We start from the raw sequence: 16,590 nt of genomic DNA, 5'->3' as shown, positions 1-16,590 counted from the left end.
AATAAGTCATTCGCGAGATTGCCGCGCCCGCAACGTCAGCAAGCTGGCTTGCGCGGCGGGCGGGCTTCGCTTCTTGCAGAAGCTCGCAATGACAAAAAAATGAATGAAAAACATTTTTAAAATTTCTATTATACTTTTGCTGCTGATCAATGTTTTTGCTATCGGCATTTTAACTGTAAATGCTGAGTCGCTTTTAGATAAAACAAAATACAGTGAAGGCTGTATTGATTCTGGTAATTGCCAGCTAAATGATTTTACTAGAATTGCAGTCAGTATTTCCGGTATTATTTTAGGCATTGTCGGCTCGCTATCGCTTTTGGCTTTTGTGGCCGGCGGACTGATGATGATGCTTTCCGGAGGCAAAGCCGAAATGGTAGCTCGAGGCAAGCAGACTTTAATCGGCGCGGTTATCGGCCTAGCTATCGTTTTTACCAGCTATACCATTATATATTTTATTTTTAAGTCTTTAGGTATAACTGGTTCAAATTGGTTCACGTCTGGATGGTTTAAATAAACAACCAATGTCTCTATTTAAATCCAATAAAATCTATCTGGACTCCGAGATGGTTTCCGAACAACTAAGAAGCGCCCGGCAAGCCAAAAAACTAAAGCTCTCCCAAATTGCTAAAAAATTAAACATCAACGAAAAATATTTAACTGCTTTGGAAAAAGGCGAATACGATCAACTGCCTCACGGAGTTTACGGAAAGAACTTTTTGCGCGAATACGCGCTTTTTTTAGGCTTGGACTATAAAAAACTGGCCGAGGATTACGAAACTGAAACTAACATCATCGAGCCTAAAAGGCAAAAAGAATTATTTTCAAAACAGGTTGTAAAAAAACGCTATCTTTTAGCCATGCCTAAAATTTTAAAGAACGTTTTAATTTTTTTAATTATCTGCGTTTGCTTTATTTATCTGGGCTACCGCGTTAATAAAATAATCTCGCCCCCGTTGCTAATTATAAATAGTCCGGCGGCCGATTTAATCACCGGCCAAACTTCTTTGCAAATCACCGGCCAAACTGAAGCCGAAGCCAGCTTAACAATTAACGGCCAAACCGTCTTAACCGATAAAAACGGCGGCTTTTCCCAGACTATCAGCCTAAAAAATGGCATTAATATTATAACCATAACCGCCAACAAAAAGCAGGGCCGCGGCAGCACTGTCATTAGGCAGGTCTTGGTTAAATGACAAAAATTATTACTTTATTGCCAACCGATTTAAAATAGTCTATTATATAGATAATAGGGGGTTTTGTACCTCTTTTAATTTATTAAATTAATCATTAATATGGAAACTAAAATTAAGGCTGACAAAGACAAAAGCGAAGCTGAAGAAAAAATGCAGGCGGCCGAGACTGCCATAGAGCAAATCAAAGAAAAATACGGCGAAGGCGCGATTATGAGATTTGGCGACGCCAGAAAATCTGACGTTGATGCCGTACCTACCGGCTGTTTATCTTTAGATATTGCTTTAGGCATAAACGGCGTGCCGCGCGGCCGGATTATTGAGATCTTCGGCCCGGAAGCTTCGGGCAAAACCACTTTAGCCCAGCATATTATCGCCGAAGTCCAGAAACTTGGCGGTATCGCCGCTTTTATTGACGCCGAGCATGCCTTAGATCCGGAATATGCGGCAAAAATAGGCATCAACGTCAAAGAAATGCTAATCAGCCAGCCTGACACAGGCGAACAGGCCTTGGAAATATTGGAAACTTTAGTCCGCTCCAACGCGGTTGATGTCGTGGTGGTTGATTCTGTCGCCGCTTTAGTGCCGCAAAAAGAAATTGAAGGCGATATGGGTGATTCTCATATGGGGCTCCAGGCTAGGTTAATGAGTCAGGCTTTGCGCAAATTAACCGGCACCATTTCCAAAACTAAAACCGTGGTTATTTTCATCAATCAAATTAGGATGAAAATCGGCGTCTTTTTCGGTAACCCGGAAACCACGACCGGCGGCACGGCTTTAAAATTTTATTCTTCGGTCAGGATTGAAGTCAGGCGGGCGGCCCAGATTAAGCAAGGCGATAAAATTATCGGCAATCGTGTTAAAGCTAAGGTGGTTAAAAATAAAGTAGCCGCGCCGTTTCGCGCTTGTGAATTTGATATTATGTATAATGAAGGCATTTCTATCTCCGGCGATTTATTGGATACCGGCGTCGTTAACAATGTTGTAAATAAATCAGGCAATTCTTATAGCTATGGCGACATAAAATTAGGCGTCGGCCGGGAAAACGCCAAAAGATTTTTGCGAGCTGACAAAAAATTAATGAAAGAAATCAGAAAACGTATTTTATCTGAAGTAGAAGCGCGGGAAGTTGAAGCCTAAAAAATTAACAGTTATAAAAACTCATATAGTTAACAAAAAACAGAGGTAATTAAACCTCTGTTTTTTAAAATCCATTATTTAAATCTTACGCCCGGCTGACATATTCTCCAGTATCAGTGTTCACAATTACCATATCGCCTTCGTTTATGAACATAGGCGCGTTAATTTGCGCTCCGGTTTCAAGCTGAACCGTTTTAGTGACATTGCCGGCCGAATTGCCTTTAACCCCCGGAGGCGAGCTAGTTACCTTAAGGGAAATTTTGATGGGCAATTTTAAAGAAACCGGATTGCCTTGAAAATATAATATGTCAACATCCGTGCTTTCTTTTAAAAATTTCATCTTGCCGCCGATCTGCTCTAAAGGCAAATTAAACTGCTCAAAACTTTCATTATTCATAAAACAAGCCTCGGCGTCGGTTTTATATAAATAATTCGCTTGGTTGGTTTCGGTCTCGGCTTCTTCGGCCTTATCATTGCCTTGAAAAGTTTTTTCTATAACATTGCCATTAAGCAAATTTTTTAATTTAGTCTTTAAAACCGCCCCGCCCCGCCCCATCTTATGATGATCGGCTTTAATAACCGCGTAAGGCTCATCGGCAATTTTAAGCAAAGCGCCAATTTTAATTTCATTTAAGCTTAGCATAAAACTTTATTTATTAGTGAACGGCAAAATGGCCATAACTCGCGCGCGCTTAATAGAAATTGCTAATTTGCGCTGATGTTTTGAGCAGGTGCCGGTTCTTTTCTTGGGTAAAATCTTACCATAAGAATTTATAAAACGGCGCAGTAAATTAGCGTCTTTATAATCAATATCTTTGACGTTATTCGCGCAAAAATGGCATTTTTTTTCTTTTTTTATTGCATCTTCCATATAAATTATTCTATTTCATGTTATTAAAATGGTATATTTTCAACTCTAATTTCTTCTTCGCTCTCTTTGCTCTCGCCCATGCCGACGGCTTCTTCAACATCAATTACCGGTTCGCTTGGCAGCGGCGCTTCTTCCGAGCGGTTGATTGAACTGCCAGCGCCGGCGCGATCCAACATAATCATATTCTCGGCGATAATCTCCATGCGGTAGCGCTTAACTCCGTCCTGGCCGACCCAATCGCGAGTCTGCATTCTGCCTTCAAGGTAAATTTTTGAGCCTTTTTTTAAATATTGGCCGCAAATTTCAGCCAGTCTTCTCCAGGCGACAATGTTATGGAACTCCGCTTTATCCCTTTTTTGCCCTGATTGATCGGTCCAAACGTAATTGGTAGCGACGGAAAACGAAGCTACCGTCTGCCCGGTTGGCGTAGTTCTAATTTCCGGGTCTCGGGTCAAATTGCCAATGACCATGGCTTTGTTTAAATTCATAAATTTGCTTTTTAGGCTTCCGCCTTTTATCGGCGGATAACCGTAAATAATTTATCCCGAACAAGCGGGGTCCCGAACGCAAAAAGCGGCGGGAGAATTAATTATAATAATTTTTTATCAAATTAAAATTTAATGGCAGTAGGGCTTTGCCCGCTATTAAATTTTAATTTGATACTTTATATTTTTTGAAAATATTAAAAACTTTTTCTAAAAAAGTTTTTAAAGCTTTATAATAAATCGTCGGTTTCTAAAATTTTATCAAGCTTTTCATCCAAATCTTTTAAATCAACTTTTTCTTTATCCGTTTCTTTAATTTTCTCTTTAACCTCTTTTTCTTCTTTAAGGTTCCTGGCCGCGATTTTCTCGGCAATTTTTTTATCCTGGGCAATCTGCTCCGCGGTTTTTACCGTCTTGGTAATAATCTGATGCCTTAAAACTTCATTCATCAGGCGCAAAGCGCGGTCAACATTAATTAAATTTTCTCCGGCCAAATCAAACTCGGCTAAAAGATAATAGCCGTAGCGGAAGCCTTTAATCGGATAAGACAATCTTTTTTTGCCCAAATCTTCAGCCAAAGTTATTTTTCCCTGATTATTTACAATCAAAGAATTTACTTTGGCTATAATTGGTTTTACCTCGTCTTCGCTGAACTTGTTGGAAATTATGTAGAGCAATTCGTAATGAGGCGTCTCGCCTGATTTTACTTTTGACATAAATTTTACTAAAAAATCCCAAGATATTCTCGCGGCTTAAAAGCCAATCATGGGATTGAGAATACCTTTAGTCCGGAATTATCCGGACTGCCCGCGAAGCGAGCGTGGGAAAGGTTAAATAATATTAATTTGTATTTACACCTTAACACAGCTTTTTTAAAATTGCAAGGGTTTAATTCTTATGCTAAGGTTTAATCAAATACGAAAAATATGAAATATTTCTTCATTTTAGGCTCTAACCCGACTCTTTCCCTGGCTGAACTGGCGGCCATTTTTCATGATGGCCGACTTTCATTGGTTCAAAAAAATATCGCGATTTTAGAAATTAGCCAAGAAATAAAGGCTAAAATTATTAAAAAAATAGGCGGCGTCATAAAATTCGGAGCTGTTCATGGCGAGTTATTTTCATTCAATCCTAAAGATATTTTAAAATCCATGGCCAGTTTTTCCAAGCCGGAAAAAAGCGAGTCAAAATTTAATTTTGGCATTTCTTTTTACGGCAAAGCCAAGATTAACATAAAAATTTTAGGCATGGAATTTAAAAAACTGCTTAAGCAGGCGGGCCTAAACAGCCGCTGGGTTATAAGCCGCGAGCCGACTTTATCCAGCGTTGTTGTAGAACAAAACAAATTGACCAGCGACCGCGGCGTGGAAATCGTCATGATTGAATTTAATAAAAAATTATTTCTGGGAAAAACCATAGCCGTCCAGCCGTTTAAAGAATTATCCTTCCGCGATTACGGCCGGCCGGCGCGCGACGACCGTTCCGGCATGCTGCCGCCTAAGCTGGCGCAGATTATGATAAATCTGGCATTAGCCCCCTCTCCTTCTAAAGGAGAGGGCGGGGGTGAGGTTACCATTTTAGATCCGTTCTGCGGTTCGGGCACGATTATCACCGAGGCTCTGCTGATGGGATTTAAGAATATAATCGGCGCGGACATCTCAAATAGAGCGTTAAATGATACAAAAACCAATTTTGTCTGGATTCAATCTAACTTTCAAATTTCAACTTTAAACTTTAAACTTTTTAATGCCGATGCAACTCAAATTTCAAAAAAAATTGCGCCAAATTCGGTTAACGCTATTATCACCGAGCCATATTTAGGCCCGCAAAATAGCGGATTTGAAATCGCCAAAGTAGTTAAAGAACTTGAACAGCTTTATTCAAAAAGCTTAAAGGAATTTAAAAAAATTTTAAAGCCCGCCGGCCGAATCGTTATGATCTGGCCGGTGTTTAAGGTAAACCACTTGTCATTGCGAGGGAGCGCCAGCGACCGAAGCAATCTCACGGACTCGGTTCCAAGAAAAACTCTCAACCCCGATATAGTTGGCCTAAAAATCGTCAACCCTATTCCGGCCAATCTGCAAAAAAATATTTTTCTAAAATTAACCAGCCGCGAAACCATGGTTTACGGCCGTGAAGAGCAGAGAGTCTGGCGGGAAATAGTAATATTAGAAAAACAAAATTAGCTTGATTTTTGTTGTAAAATTAGGTAAAATAAAAATAAGGTTCGTATATAACTTGTTGGGCGAAATATCTGATTGCTCTACCATTAAACACGTATGAAAAAAGCGCTTTTAATAATTGATTTACAGCAGGACTTATTTAAAGAAGGTTTGCTTGCAGAACACCGGCAAAAGTTGGCAGCTTCTGTAAACGAGCTGGTTGATGTTGCCCACGAATTGAATGTTCCTGTTATTTGGGTTCGTCAAGAATATAAAGCTGACCTTTCGGATGCGCCTCTTTACAACAAAAAAAATAATAAACCAACAACTATTGAGGGAACCGAAGGTTGCCAACTTTTGCCTGAACTTCATCGAAAAAAAGACGACCATGAAATCATTAAAAAAAGGTATAGCGCTTTTTTCAATACTGGTTTACATAATCTCCTTGGGCGGCTGGATATTGATACTTTAGTTATCACCGGCATCAACACTATGACATGCGTTCGCACTACCGCCATAGACGCATATCAACATGATTACGAAGTTATTCTCGCCCTAGATGGTGTTGACGCCTATGATGTCGAGCAGCATGAAAATTCTATCAAATATTTGCAGTATGCAGTCGCCCGAGGAATGCATAATAATGAGATTGCGGAGTTGATGCGATCGCAATCAGATACAACGCCTAACACGCGATAAGCGAAATTAAAACTTCGCCTATCGCGGATACGTTATATGAAATTATGAAGACAAAAATAATAATTTCCTTGGCTTTTTTAATCTCATTCCTGTTTTTAGCAAATTCGGCTTCGGCGTACACTGCAATCAAAAGAGGCGTGGCCCACGGCACATTTATGCTCCAAGGCTACAGCGGGCTGGAAACGCCGGGCACTCTGACGTTTTATAATTTAGGCAGTATGGCCGAAGAGTCTTCTCTGTCATATGTTGATGATGCCTTTATCTCTACGGATGAAAAAGGCTATTACGATTATGTCACCCTTAAAGGAAAATTTTCCGGCGGACCGAACGGCGTAGCGACGTTCACTACGGCTGAAGATTTCACGTTCAGCGTGCCGTTAAAAGACGGCCGTATTTTTGAATTGAGTATCCCGGGAGTACAAGTCCATATGACCGTGAGCGATCCGTCTATTTTCGTATCCGAAGACGAATATGTTCCTGAAGAATATGACCCCGATGCTCCGCTGGAAGATTCGGGCGTTAAGATAAGCCATCGCAACGGCCAGGTGGAAATTGCCTGCCCCCCTGATTTTGACAGCTGGGATGTTTTAAAGCCGGGGAGAATTATTTACGCGCATTGCCATATTAAAACAGCCGAAGACAGCACGGTAAATCTTGATTTTCCGGACATGACGACTTTTAAAATGCGCCCGGAAACAGAAATTGTGATTGACGCCATTCCGAAGCAAAGCAAGATAGGTTTATTATTCGGCGGAATCTGGGCTAATGTTAAAAAAATGGCTAAAGATGGCACCATGGAAGTTCACGGAAGCCAAGCCGTAGCAGGCATTAAAGGCACAACTTTTATAATGGAAGAAAACGAAGCCGGGACAAAACTAAAAGTTATTGAGGGGGTAGTCGCTTTTACCGCCAAAGCCAATAACGAATCCCGCGATATCGCGGCCGGGCAAGAGGTAACCGCGGCAATCGGCAGGCTTGGCGAAACCGTCAAATTTGATATTGAAGCGGACAACGCGCTTTGGGCTATGCCGGCGGCAAATAATGAAATGAAAACTGACGAAGCCGTCGCGAAAACTACCGGAACCACGAAAACAAAATTTATAATCGGCGGCCCAATCGCGGCCCTGCTGATAATCGTAATTTCCGTCTTGGTAATAAAGAAAAAATAAATTCGTATATAGCTAGCCGGCTGAAATAACTAAAATTTTTATATAAATATGAAAAATAATATTAATAAAAAATTATATTGGTCGCCAAGAATATTAGCTATTTTATTCATAATATTTTTAGCGTTAATGTCATTGGATGTTTTTTCACTCGGATTAAATTTTTGGCAAACAATAACAGCCTTGTTAATCCATAATATTCCGGCCTTTATCTTATTGGCGATTCTATTGGCCTCTTGGAAGTATGAAATTATCGGAGGAATTGCTTTTATCCTCGCGGGAATTTTCTATATCGCTATGATTTTAACGACCATTATCACGGCAGGCTTTGAATGGTATTATTTATCCTGGGCCGTGCAAATTTCCGGAATTGCTTTTCTAACAGGGGCGCTATTTCTCGTTGGCTGGTTTAAAAAAACAAAAAATAATTCTAAAATATAAATAATTTTGATTACGCCCAATAATACTTTTTATATAATATCGCACTTTTACAAAATATTTTTCAGGAACTTACCACTATAGAATAAATTGAAAGGCGAAAACCAACGTTCATTTCTTACTAATGAAAAGGAGAAATAAAGATGGCCAAGAAAAAAATTGAACCGATTCGCTTTAATCTTAGAAAGTTTGAAATCTCAAGAAAACGTATGAAAATAATGGCTAGTGGCCAATCATCAATGGAGGAGGCATACAGAATGCGCTTGAAAGTTGACCCAACTCTTGCTAAGACTATCGGCCTTAGCGAACGATATTATAGGTTACCAAAAAAACAAAAAGGAGGTAAAAAATGAATTATAAATTTAAAACAGCTCGTCAGTCTAAAAGAATGTTCATTGATAAAATACGCGTGGACAAAAACGGCCAGTTTCAATTACTTTCTCGTTCCGGCAAAGTAGTGTACGCTATACGTAGAAATTCACAGGCAATGCGAGTAAACTCACGCATAGAAACAACTCAATACGGTGATGCCTATAAAATAATATTCGACCATGCGAGTACACCATCTCCGCCAGAGCTTCTCATCGAATGCATGTTAGCAAATAAACTAATATTCGGTGAAATAAAAATATAATTTTAAATAAAATAAAAAATAACCGCCGGAGTTAATTAAACCCGGCGGCTTTTCTTTTTATAAAAATAAACTTAATTTATCAAAAAATTACAAACATCTCTCCGCCTACGCTAAAGCTTCGGTGGACAAGCGTCTCGCGTTAATTTATAAGGAAATTACAAACATCTCCGTCCTGGACGATATATTCCTTGCCTTCGGTCTTGATCCAGCCTAGTTCGCGCGCCTTAGCTTCGCTTCCGGCTTCAATAAATTTCTGCCAATTAATAACTTCGGCGCGGATAAAGCCTTTGGTAAAATCCGTATGAATTACTCCGGCCGCCTGCGGCGCTTTAGCGCCCCGGCTAACCGTCCAAGCCCTGGTTTCATCCGGACCGGTAGTTAAAAAAGTTATTAAGCCTAAAGCTTCATAAGAAGCTTTGATTAATTTGTCCAAACCGCTTTGGTCTAAGCCTAATTCTTTAATATATTCCGCCTGCTCGTCTTCGGGCAAACCGGCGATTTCTTCTTCTAATTTAGCATTGATTTTAATGACTCCGCCGCTCCAATTTATCTCCCTCTCCTTGCCAAGGAGAGGGTTAGGGGTGAGGTCATCCTTAATATTCAAAGCGTAAATTATCGGCTTAATCGTTAACAGCCCTAAATTCTTAACTTCTTTTTTTTCTTCATCGGTTAATTCAAGCTCGCGCGCGGCTCGGCCGGCTTCAAGCTGGGCTTTTAATTTTTCCAATAGCGCCTTTAAGGCGATCATCTCTTTATCGCCGCTCTTAGCTTCCCGCGCAACCTTATCCAATCTTTTTTCCACGATGGCCAAATCGGCAAAAATCAATTCCAGATTGATGGTTTCCCGGTCGCCTTCGGGGTCAATTTTGCCGTTGACATGAATAATATTATCATCTTTAAATTCGCGCACCACTTCTAAAATAGCATCGCATTCTCTGATGTGGGATAAAAATTGGTTGCCTAAGCCCTCGCCTTTTGACGCGCCCTTAACCAAGCCGGCAATATCAACGAATTCAATATAGGTCGGTATGATTTTCTTAGGCTTTGAGATAATCGCCAGTTTGGCCAATCTTTCGTCCGGAACTTTAACCACGCCCACGTTCGGATCAATGGTGCAAAAGGGATAATTGGAAGCTTCGACTTTTTTCTTGGTCAAAGCGTTAAATAAGGTTGACTTGCCGACGTTAGGCAGACCGACGATGCCGATAGATAAAGACATAATTTATTATTATTATTATGATTACTCCTTGAATTTAGCAGAGATTAAAGAATTTTACAAATTATTTTAATTTAACGACCGGCCACGCCTGTAAAAATAATAAAAAAACCGCAGTTAGCATAAACTAACTGCGGAGCAGATGTTATTCTGAAAAAAACTCAATAGGGCGAAACCCATACTGGTTTACTACGCGGTTTGTCCATTGATTATCAGCTGGAGCTAAAATTAAGGTTGAGCGAATTTGGCTCGGATCCTGAAAGGACGAGAATTGGCCGACGTTGATAACCATGCGGCCATCATTATCTACCGGCTTAAAAATACTGTAAGCCGGCGGCGTAGACATTAAAATCCCTTCCTTGGTGCATGGCCTGTCCTGATAAATCTCAAACAGGCGCAATGCCGGCTCTCCTTGATCATATTCTTTGCGAGCGAAACGCACATAAGGCAACCAATGGATCCACTCCGTTATCTTTTCCCCATTGGCTAAAACAAATCCGATCGGTAAATCTTTAGACTGTGAAATTGACAGATACAGCACCCGTGAAGGCCCTCCGGGAAATTTATAGAAAAGATTCTCCTTAATATCATTTTCATCCATAAATCCGCTTTCAATGAAATTTTCCTCATAACCTCTTTTGCCCATAAAAGTAGCAAAACGCTTCATTTGGCCATGAGAGCTTGTATCACTAAAAAAAATCTTCTCTCCCGTAATTAAAATCTTATCTAAATTAATCTCCGACATATCATCAGGTAAATCAATAACATAGCACCCGGCGCTGCATGCCAAAAATAATTGCCGATTAATGTAATTAACGATGACTGAAAAAATTGGAATCCCTCGTCGGACACAAGTAATGGCCGAGGAACCGCCAGTGACCCACACTGGTTTCCCAAAATTTTTTTCCCATTTCTCTTGAAATTGCGGATCTTTTATAACGCTTAAAACTGTTCGGCTCCTGTCTTCCTCTTTTTCTAAAGATTCTTTTATTTGAGCTGATCGGTCAGTAGGATCACTTATGAATAAAGTGCGAAAACGGCGATGGTCATTATAATCATTATAATTTTTAAGTTTGCCTTTTTCACTTTCGCCGATTTCTTCGGTGATGACCACGCTGAATCTATCATAATCCCTAAGAGTTTCAATAATAGTGATTTCGGGCATAGCGTCCATGCCTAAAGTATCGCTTTTGCCATATTTGAGGATTGGCCTTAGCGCTTCCTCAACGGTCGATTGCCAAAGAGCACGAGCTGCCGCTAAAACAGCTCTAATAGCCGCGTTACAATGAGATTTCTCTACGCCTTGCATGATATTTTTCTCCTTTTCTTTTTAAAATTTATAAGAACAAAAAGTCATCATAATATTATTCTTTTTTCATAAAATAGTCAATCTCTGGTAAATAACTAGATCGCCTTATTTTTAGCCTATCGGCTTCTTTTTTATCTTCCAAAAATAGAAGAAATAAGCTAAAATGAAAGTATATGAGAAATGACCAAATAAAATATAAAGATAAAGAATTGATGAAAATTTTAGACATAGACTTAAAGACCTTGAATAGATTTAAACAAATCCGGCGAGAGACTATGGCCGAGGCGAAAAAATTAAGCCAAAGAAAGAATAAAAAAATAAAAGTCCTGGGCATTTCCGGTTCGGCCAGAGATGCTGTGGATATGTCTCAAGAAGATTCTAGCTCCGGAGAATTATTAAAAAAATGCCTGAAATTTTGCGCGAATTTCGGCGCTAAAACCGAATTTATCCAATTAAAAAAATATCATATCAAACATTGCAAAGCCTGCTATTCCACGGTAAATACCCAATGCCATTTTTATTGTTCCTGCTACCCTAAAAATACCCCGAAAGGCGACGATATGACTAATATTTTATACGACAAGCTTCTCTCCGCCGACGCCATAATTTTTGCCACGCCGGTCAATAATTACGCTATGTCAACCCTGATGAAAACTTTTATAGATAGAACGATCAGTTTGGACGGAAGCTTAAAGCCGGCCAGCCCCGGCACGCCGAAAGATAAAGAGTTGAATATTAAGCATATGAAGTTTGTTGAGTTAACGGCGGATAATAATCTGCCCGGCAGCGGCATGCTAAAAAGATTTATGGGTAAAACCGCCGGATTTATCATCACCGGACATGAAGAGGGCGCCTCATTGGCGCTATCAAGCTTTTATATGTACCTTAACGGGTGCGGCATGATTTTCCCGCCGTTTAATTATGTATATGCCATGTCCTCCGTCTGTAATTCAACTTATCAAGACAAGCCGCTGGTAACCAATAAATGTTACGAGGAAGAGGTAAAATTTCTGGCGCAAAATATAATTAATTCAGCTAAAATCGCGAGGGATCGCAAGCCCGTTGACTGGAAATACGATTATAGCGCCAACTAACGACTGAATATGCCAAAAATTTCTAATACCAAGGAAAATTTCGCTAAATGCCTTTGCGCCGGCTGCCCGACTTACCAGGCCGATAGCTGCGCCAAGGAAAATAAGGAAAAACTTTACTGCGCTACCGGCAAATCAAATTGCAGCCTAGTTAATAAAGGCTGTATTTGCGGCGCCTGTCCGGTCTGGTCGGAAAATAAACTGACCAAGGGTTATTTTTGTTTAAAGGGCGAAGCAATTTAACTGAATATTTATAATTACTAATTTTATGAAAAAAATTATTAGTTTAGCGGTAATTTTAGTCGCCATATTATTTACCGGCGGCTGCAGCCTTTATGGGAATAATCAAACCGGCGCGCCTAATACGGCTCCGGCCCCGACAACCACCGAGCCATCAGCGGCCCAAGGCAATATCAACGCGGTCAATATAGAAAATTTTTCTTTTACTCCCGGCGCGCTTAACGTTAAAAAAGGCGAGAGCGTAACTTGGGCTAATAATGATCCGGAGCCTCACGCGATTAAATCCGCCGGCTTTAGCTCCGAAATCTTAAATAAAGGGCAGAGCTTTTCTTTTACTTTTAATCAAACCGGAACTTTTAAATATTTTTGCTCCCTTCATCCTTCTATGACCGGAGAAATAATCGTAAAATAATATGATCCATAATATCGCTTACACATTAATATTAGGCAAACCGCTGATAATGTACGGCGGCATCTTAACCTTTTCGCTTTTATTATTTACAGCCACCGTGGGCGCTTTGAATTTTAAAGGCATTGCCGTAATCCCCTTTAAATGGCACCCGCGTCTGGCCATTGCCACTATTATAGCCGCGCTTATCCACGCCCTCTTCGGACTTTCCATTTTTTTTAATTTCTGATTTAGCTGTTTTCTATTCTACAAAATAAAAAAGAGCCGAAGGGCTCTTTTTTATTTTGCGGAGCGGACGGGACTCGGACCCGCGACCTCTGCCGTGACAGGGCAGCGCTCTAACCAGCTGAGCTACCGCTCCAAATTTTTAAGTCGCTCTTTACCACAACCTGATTTCCAATATTTTTCCCTTTGTCTAGCTATAATGCTTTCCGACTGTTCTTCTATTATAATAACATTAAATTTGCCTCGATTTTTTGTTGATTTAGTTTTATTTCTTCTATGCTCTTCTATCCTGCGATTTAAATTATTAGTCATGCCTACGTAAATTCTACCATTTATAAATTCAAGAGCATAAATAATATACATACGTATTATTACGCCGTAACGGGGGCAGCGCTCCCTGCCTGCCGGCAGGCAGGTAACCAGCTGAGCTACCGCTCCAACTATAAACAAAAAGTCTCTGGCGAGACTAAAATTATCCTAACAAATTAAAGGTTTTAAGTCAATCTCTATCAGGTGCCTTAAAAACTTAACTTATGCCAATTTTTTTGTATAAAACTTTATCTTAAAAATTTACCCCGCCATCATTAAATATTTTTTTACCATTTTTTCCTTTTTTAAAATCGTTTTCATTTCTAAACATCTCTACGGTCAAAGCCGTTCTGGGGAGTACGAAGTCAAGATGGGAAACTGCTTCTTCTAATCCTTCTACTCCCTCTTCTCCGTGCTTAGAATCTCCAAAAGCCAAGTGCATTGTGCCAAAACGTTTTTCCGCCTCAACCGTAGGCGTCGCCGGAGCTCCAGGATCTTCTTCTTTTACTATATAACGAGCTTTGCTGTTTGCACCAAAACCTATTTCGGAAATCCGAAAAACATTCCAAACATTATCGCCTTCTTCAATTTGTTTACCGGCTTTTTTTTCTAAATATTTTCTCATCTTTTCGGCAGATCTCCCGCCGGAAATATTAATAATTACTCCGTCTTTTATTATTAGTCTAACTAATTCATCAACTCCTTGTTCATAAGAAATATCTGTTTCAAGAGCTGGTAAAACCAAAATGCCATTAACATTATTCTCTTGAGGAGTGGTGTAAACCTCTCCGCTGGGCATATTATCCCATTGTCCTGGCTGGTCAATTAACCCGGTTTCTTTTGCCCAACGGCGGCTATGAAACGACGGCAACCCAACTTTTAAATCTGTGCCGTAACGGGAAGTTATATGAAACCCGACAGCTTCTTTTAAAACTGCTTCCATTCTGTTTAATCTTTCTTGCAACTCCTGAAAATTTTCTGAAAGCGTTCCGTTTTTAGAAAAAATATCAGGCTCGGCCTCGTATAAGGCAACCATTCTATTGCCATATTCCTTAATATCGTCATAAACTTCGCCAGTAGCTTCATGCCCTTCGCCTGTAACATTTATCACTACCTCGACCTCTTTAAGCAGGTTGTTAATATCCTCACGCTTAGTATAATCATTTATCAAAATTTCTTGCCACTCAGAGCCAATTTTATCAACGGCTTGCTTCAAAATTTCCAGAGTCTCGGGGTTAGTTTTACTGTCAACTAAAAAAAGCGCTCTCTCTTCCGATTTAACAGCCACAAAATTACGGAGCGCGCTCTCTGCGTTTTTAATATATTCCGGGGGAATTTCTTTGCGCTCTTCTTTTTTTATTATTCTAATTTTTCCTTCAGGATTAAACGTCATAAATCTAAGTTATACATAATAAAATTTCTGCTACTTAGCTCTCTGCCTTAACGCTTCAAATAAAATTATGGCCGTGCTGACCGAGACGTTAAGCGAATCAATTTTGCCGCTCATTTTTATTTTTATCTTTTCGTCCGCGGCTTTAAGCCAAGCTTCGCTCAACCCTTTGTCTTCCGCTCCCATAACCATGGCGCAACCCTGATTATAGCTTGCCTCGGTGTATTCCCTTTTAGCTTCCGGCGTGGTGGCAAACATTTTAATTTGCCAACTGCGGCAAAATTCCACGGTTTCATCGATTGTGCTTAAAGCTGTTGGCACGGTAAAAACCGTGCCCTGACTAGCGCGAATGACATTAGGGTTATAGATGTCAGTATTAGCATCATTAATTATCACCGCGTCGGCTCCGGCCGCGTCGGCCGTGCGTAAAATCGCACCTAGATTACCCGGCTTTTCTATGGCTTCTAAAATAATGATTAACGGCTTAGCGCTTAATTTTATAGCGGTTAATTTTTTTTGCCTGGATTTCGCCACGGCTAAAAATCCGTCCGGGTTTTCCCGGTAAGCTATTTTAGCAAAAACTTTTTTTGCCACTTCAATTAATTTTTCTTCGTCAAACTCTAGCTCTTGCTTTATATAATCCTGGCAATAAAAAATATTCTCAATTTCAATACCGCCTTTTAAGGCTAAACTTATTTCACGCCAGCCCTCAATTAAAAATAAGCCCTGCTCTTTACGCTCCCGGCTGGACTCGCGCAATTTAACTAAATTTTTTATTTTTTCATTTTGCAAACTGTCAATTTTTATCATACTTATTAAAGATAACAGCTTCACGGATATTTGCAATTTTCGTGCGAGGACTGTCTGAGCCAGAGTAATCTCTGGCGAGTCCCGCAGTAGAAAATTGCGAGTATCCGTGAAGCTGACTGCCGTAAATAAATTATACTTTTTTCTTTTTTTCTTGAAGATAAACGAGGTATGAATAGCCAACCGTCCCCGCAAGCAATATTACCATCATTATTATAAAAATCGGTAATTTCCAGCTAACAGGTAAAAAGATTTCCGCTATCATAAGCAGGCCAGCCAAAATAAACATCTTGCCGCCGAAACGATGAGTTTTATTCCAAACTTCTTCGCTCGACATAGTCCAGGGCGTGCGTATGCCCATAAACCAATTGCGTTTAATTTTGGCCATATAATTACCGATAACTATAAATAATAAACCAATTAATCCTGGTGTAATCACGCCTACCGGCAAATTATAGCCCAGCCCGTTTAGACCAACAACAAAATAGATAACAACTATCAAGGCTATAATTAGACTTTTAAAAATATGGTAGATTTTACTAAATTGTTCATAGCGTTCTTTTTTCGGGTCCAAATAGGGGATTAGCAAAAATAAAACATACATGCCGATTATCATTGAGGGAAAAACAACGGCCTGGGTTTGGCCCGATCCGTAGCCGTCAACCTCGCCGGCGAAATTCCAATGGATAGCAACACGTTCCGGCAGATTATTATAAAAATATACGGAAGACGCTAAGGCTAAAATAATTAAAAGTAAAGGGATAAATTCTGTTTTGATTGTTGGCTTGATTGGGTTGGCCATAAATTTT

At 40.0% G+C, this 16,590-nt stretch carries 22 protein-coding genes and 1 tRNA gene; 12 read left to right on the top strand and 11 right to left on the bottom strand.

Features of this window, described 5'->3' with window-relative positions; translation table 11 throughout:
* Positions 1–103 precede the first annotated feature (103 nt).
* The 3 genes from WC639_02075 to recA all read left to right on the top strand — a co-directional run bounded on the left by WC639_02075 (position 104) and on the right by recA (position 2,330).
* Positions 104–514 (top strand): hypothetical protein, encoded by a 411-nt coding sequence (locus WC639_02075; GenBank protein MFA6306563.1) that lies wholly within the window; start codon positions 104–106, stop codon positions 512–514.
* Between the two features lie 7 nt (positions 515–521).
* Entirely contained in the window at positions 522–1,193 is a 672-nt protein-coding gene (locus tag WC639_02070) for a helix-turn-helix domain-containing protein (protein MFA6306562.1), read from the top strand.
* A 99-nt stretch (positions 1,194–1,292) separates the two neighbouring features.
* Positions 1,293–2,330, top strand: a complete 1,038-nt coding sequence (gene recA / locus WC639_02065) for a recombinase RecA (protein ID MFA6306561.1) — start codon at positions 1,293–1,295, stop codon at positions 2,328–2,330.
* Between the two features lie 85 nt (positions 2,331–2,415).
* Here recA and efp read toward each other — a convergent pair whose 3' ends face one another.
* The 4 genes from efp to rpsF form a co-directional block, all read right to left on the bottom strand.
* Positions 2,416–2,973: an elongation factor P gene (gene efp / locus WC639_02060; protein ID MFA6306560.1), complete on the bottom strand. Its 558-nt coding sequence runs from the start codon at positions 2,971–2,973 to the stop codon at positions 2,416–2,418.
* 6 nt (positions 2,974–2,979) lie between these two features.
* Complete coding sequence (gene rpsR / locus WC639_02055; protein ID MFA6306559.1) at positions 2,980–3,201, bottom strand: 30S ribosomal protein S18; 222 nt, start codon at positions 3,199–3,201, stop codon at positions 2,980–2,982.
* A 23-nt stretch (positions 3,202–3,224) separates the two neighbouring features.
* Complete coding sequence (locus tag WC639_02050) at positions 3,225–3,689, bottom strand: single-stranded DNA-binding protein (GenBank protein MFA6306558.1); 465 nt, start codon at positions 3,687–3,689, stop codon at positions 3,225–3,227.
* A 227-nt stretch (positions 3,690–3,916) separates the two neighbouring features.
* Complete coding sequence (gene rpsF / locus WC639_02045; GenBank protein ID MFA6306557.1) at positions 3,917–4,402, bottom strand: 30S ribosomal protein S6; 486 nt, start codon at positions 4,400–4,402, stop codon at positions 3,917–3,919.
* 210 nt (positions 4,403–4,612) lie between these two features.
* Here rpsF and WC639_02040 point away from each other — a divergent pair, with 210 nt between their 5' ends.
* From WC639_02040 to WC639_02015, 6 genes are all read left to right on the top strand, one after another.
* Positions 4,613–5,872, top strand: coding sequence for a methyltransferase domain-containing protein (locus tag WC639_02040; protein MFA6306556.1), 1,260 nt, complete (start codon positions 4,613–4,615; stop codon positions 5,870–5,872).
* Between the two features lie 93 nt (positions 5,873–5,965).
* Positions 5,966–6,547 (top strand): cysteine hydrolase, encoded by a 582-nt coding sequence (locus WC639_02035; GenBank protein ID MFA6306555.1) that lies wholly within the window; start codon positions 5,966–5,968, stop codon positions 6,545–6,547.
* Positions 6,548–6,591: 44 nt separating this feature from the next.
* Entirely contained in the window at positions 6,592–7,716 is a 1,125-nt protein-coding gene (locus WC639_02030; protein MFA6306554.1) for a FecR family protein, read from the top strand.
* Positions 7,717–7,764: 48 nt separating this feature from the next.
* Positions 7,765–8,154 carry a hypothetical protein gene (locus WC639_02025; protein ID MFA6306553.1) on the top strand — a complete coding sequence of 130 codons (390 nt, stop codon included), beginning with the start codon at positions 7,765–7,767 and terminating at the stop codon, positions 8,152–8,154.
* 140 nt (positions 8,155–8,294) lie between these two features.
* Positions 8,295–8,504, top strand: coding sequence for a hypothetical protein (locus WC639_02020; GenBank protein MFA6306552.1), 210 nt, complete (start codon positions 8,295–8,297; stop codon positions 8,502–8,504).
* Positions 8,501–8,785: a hypothetical protein gene (locus tag WC639_02015; GenBank protein ID MFA6306551.1), complete on the top strand. Its 285-nt coding sequence runs from the start codon at positions 8,501–8,503 to the stop codon at positions 8,783–8,785. The genes WC639_02020 and WC639_02015 overlap by 4 nt, the downstream gene beginning before the upstream one ends.
* A 139-nt stretch (positions 8,786–8,924) precedes the next feature.
* On the opposite strand, the gene ychF is transcribed toward WC639_02015, so the two are convergent.
* Positions 8,925–10,004, bottom strand: a complete 1,080-nt coding sequence (gene ychF / locus WC639_02010; protein MFA6306550.1) for a redox-regulated ATPase YchF — start codon at positions 10,002–10,004, stop codon at positions 8,925–8,927.
* A gap of 142 nt (positions 10,005–10,146) precedes the next feature.
* The gene (locus WC639_02005) at positions 10,147–11,310 is read right to left on the bottom strand and encodes a hypothetical protein (protein ID MFA6306549.1); all 1,164 of its coding nucleotides are present in this window, start codon (positions 11,308–11,310) and stop codon (positions 10,147–10,149) included.
* A 173-nt stretch (positions 11,311–11,483) separates the two neighbouring features.
* Between WC639_02005 and WC639_02000 the strand changes: the two genes are divergently transcribed.
* From WC639_02000 to WC639_01990, 3 genes are read left to right on the top strand one after another with little or no spacing between them, the layout of a single operon-like run.
* Entirely contained in the window at positions 11,484–12,404 is a 921-nt protein-coding gene (locus tag WC639_02000) for a flavodoxin family protein (GenBank protein MFA6306548.1), read from the top strand.
* Positions 12,405–12,413: 9 nt separating this feature from the next.
* Positions 12,414–12,644, top strand: a complete 231-nt coding sequence (locus tag WC639_01995; protein ID MFA6306547.1) for a DUF2769 domain-containing protein — start codon at positions 12,414–12,416, stop codon at positions 12,642–12,644.
* 25 nt (positions 12,645–12,669) lie between these two features.
* Positions 12,670–13,053 carry a cupredoxin family copper-binding protein gene (locus WC639_01990; GenBank protein ID MFA6306546.1) on the top strand — a complete coding sequence of 128 codons (384 nt, stop codon included), beginning with the start codon at positions 12,670–12,672 and terminating at the stop codon, positions 13,051–13,053.
* A 284-nt stretch (positions 13,054–13,337) separates the two neighbouring features.
* Here WC639_01990 and WC639_01985 read toward each other — a convergent pair.
* The 5 genes from WC639_01985 to WC639_01965 form a co-directional block, all read right to left on the bottom strand.
* A tRNA-Asp gene (locus WC639_01985) sits at positions 13,338–13,411 on the bottom strand.
* Positions 13,402–13,638 (bottom strand): GIY-YIG nuclease family protein, encoded by a 237-nt coding sequence (locus tag WC639_01980; protein MFA6306545.1) that lies wholly within the window; start codon positions 13,636–13,638, stop codon positions 13,402–13,404. Before WC639_01980 ends, WC639_01985 begins: the two co-directional genes overlap by 10 nt.
* Before the next feature lie 199 nt (positions 13,639–13,837).
* On the bottom strand, positions 13,838–14,977 hold the full coding sequence (locus tag WC639_01975; GenBank protein ID MFA6306544.1) for an aminopeptidase: 1,140 nt from the start codon (positions 14,975–14,977) through the stop codon (positions 13,838–13,840).
* Positions 14,978–15,007: 30 nt separating this feature from the next.
* Positions 15,008–15,784, bottom strand: a complete 777-nt coding sequence (locus WC639_01970; protein MFA6306543.1) for an RNA methyltransferase — start codon at positions 15,782–15,784, stop codon at positions 15,008–15,010.
* Positions 15,785–15,914: 130 nt separating this feature from the next.
* Complete coding sequence (locus WC639_01965) at positions 15,915–16,583, bottom strand: SdpI family protein (GenBank protein MFA6306542.1); 669 nt, start codon at positions 16,581–16,583, stop codon at positions 15,915–15,917.
* Positions 16,584–16,590: the final 7 nt, after the last annotated feature.

This window comes from Patescibacteria group bacterium (assembly GCA_041662965.1).
Classification (GTDB): domain Bacteria; phylum Patescibacteriota; class Patescibacteriia; order Patescibacteriales; family GWC2-42-12; genus JACPHD01.
This window is presented reverse-complemented; position numbering and strand designations above follow the sequence as displayed.

Excerpts from the sequence above, each read along its gene's own strand:
- WC639_02075 (MFA6306563.1), top strand. The coding sequence starts at position 104 with ATGAAAAACATTTTTAAAATTTCTATTATACTTTTGCTGCTGATCAAT.
- WC639_02070 (MFA6306562.1), top strand. The coding sequence starts at position 522 with ATGTCTCTATTTAAATCCAATAAAATCTATCTGGACTCCGAGATGGTT.
- recA (MFA6306561.1), top strand. The coding sequence starts at position 1,293 with ATGGAAACTAAAATTAAGGCTGACAAAGACAAAAGCGAAGCTGAAGAA.
- efp (MFA6306560.1), bottom strand. The coding sequence starts at position 2,973 with ATGCTAAGCTTAAATGAAATTAAAATTGGCGCTTTGCTTAAAATTGCC.
- rpsR (MFA6306559.1), bottom strand. The coding sequence starts at position 3,201 with ATGGAAGATGCAATAAAAAAAGAAAAAAAATGCCATTTTTGCGCGAAT.
- WC639_02050 (MFA6306558.1), bottom strand. The coding sequence starts at position 3,689 with ATGAATTTAAACAAAGCCATGGTCATTGGCAATTTGACCCGAGACCCG.
- rpsF (MFA6306557.1), bottom strand. The coding sequence starts at position 4,402 with ATGTCAAAAGTAAAATCAGGCGAGACGCCTCATTACGAATTGCTCTAC.
- WC639_02040 (MFA6306556.1), top strand. The coding sequence starts at position 4,613 with ATGAAATATTTCTTCATTTTAGGCTCTAACCCGACTCTTTCCCTGGCT.
- WC639_02035 (MFA6306555.1), top strand. The coding sequence starts at position 5,966 with ATGAAAAAAGCGCTTTTAATAATTGATTTACAGCAGGACTTATTTAAA.
- WC639_02030 (MFA6306554.1), top strand. The coding sequence starts at position 6,592 with ATGAAGACAAAAATAATAATTTCCTTGGCTTTTTTAATCTCATTCCTG.
- WC639_02025 (MFA6306553.1), top strand. The coding sequence starts at position 7,765 with ATGAAAAATAATATTAATAAAAAATTATATTGGTCGCCAAGAATATTA.
- WC639_02020 (MFA6306552.1), top strand. The coding sequence starts at position 8,295 with ATGGCCAAGAAAAAAATTGAACCGATTCGCTTTAATCTTAGAAAGTTT.
- WC639_02015 (MFA6306551.1), top strand. The coding sequence starts at position 8,501 with ATGAATTATAAATTTAAAACAGCTCGTCAGTCTAAAAGAATGTTCATT.
- ychF (MFA6306550.1), bottom strand. The coding sequence starts at position 10,004 with ATGTCTTTATCTATCGGCATCGTCGGTCTGCCTAACGTCGGCAAGTCA.
- WC639_02005 (MFA6306549.1), bottom strand. The coding sequence starts at position 11,310 with ATGCAAGGCGTAGAGAAATCTCATTGTAACGCGGCTATTAGAGCTGTT.
- WC639_02000 (MFA6306548.1), top strand. The coding sequence starts at position 11,484 with ATGAGAAATGACCAAATAAAATATAAAGATAAAGAATTGATGAAAATT.
- WC639_01995 (MFA6306547.1), top strand. The coding sequence starts at position 12,414 with ATGCCAAAAATTTCTAATACCAAGGAAAATTTCGCTAAATGCCTTTGC.
- WC639_01990 (MFA6306546.1), top strand. The coding sequence starts at position 12,670 with ATGAAAAAAATTATTAGTTTAGCGGTAATTTTAGTCGCCATATTATTT.
- WC639_01980 (MFA6306545.1), bottom strand. The coding sequence starts at position 13,638 with ATGTATATTATTTATGCTCTTGAATTTATAAATGGTAGAATTTACGTA.
- WC639_01975 (MFA6306544.1), bottom strand. The coding sequence starts at position 14,977 with ATGACGTTTAATCCTGAAGGAAAAATTAGAATAATAAAAAAAGAAGAG.
- WC639_01970 (MFA6306543.1), bottom strand. The coding sequence starts at position 15,784 with ATGATAAAAATTGACAGTTTGCAAAATGAAAAAATAAAAAATTTAGTT.
- WC639_01965 (MFA6306542.1), bottom strand. The coding sequence starts at position 16,583 with ATGGCCAACCCAATCAAGCCAACAATCAAAACAGAATTTATCCCTTTA.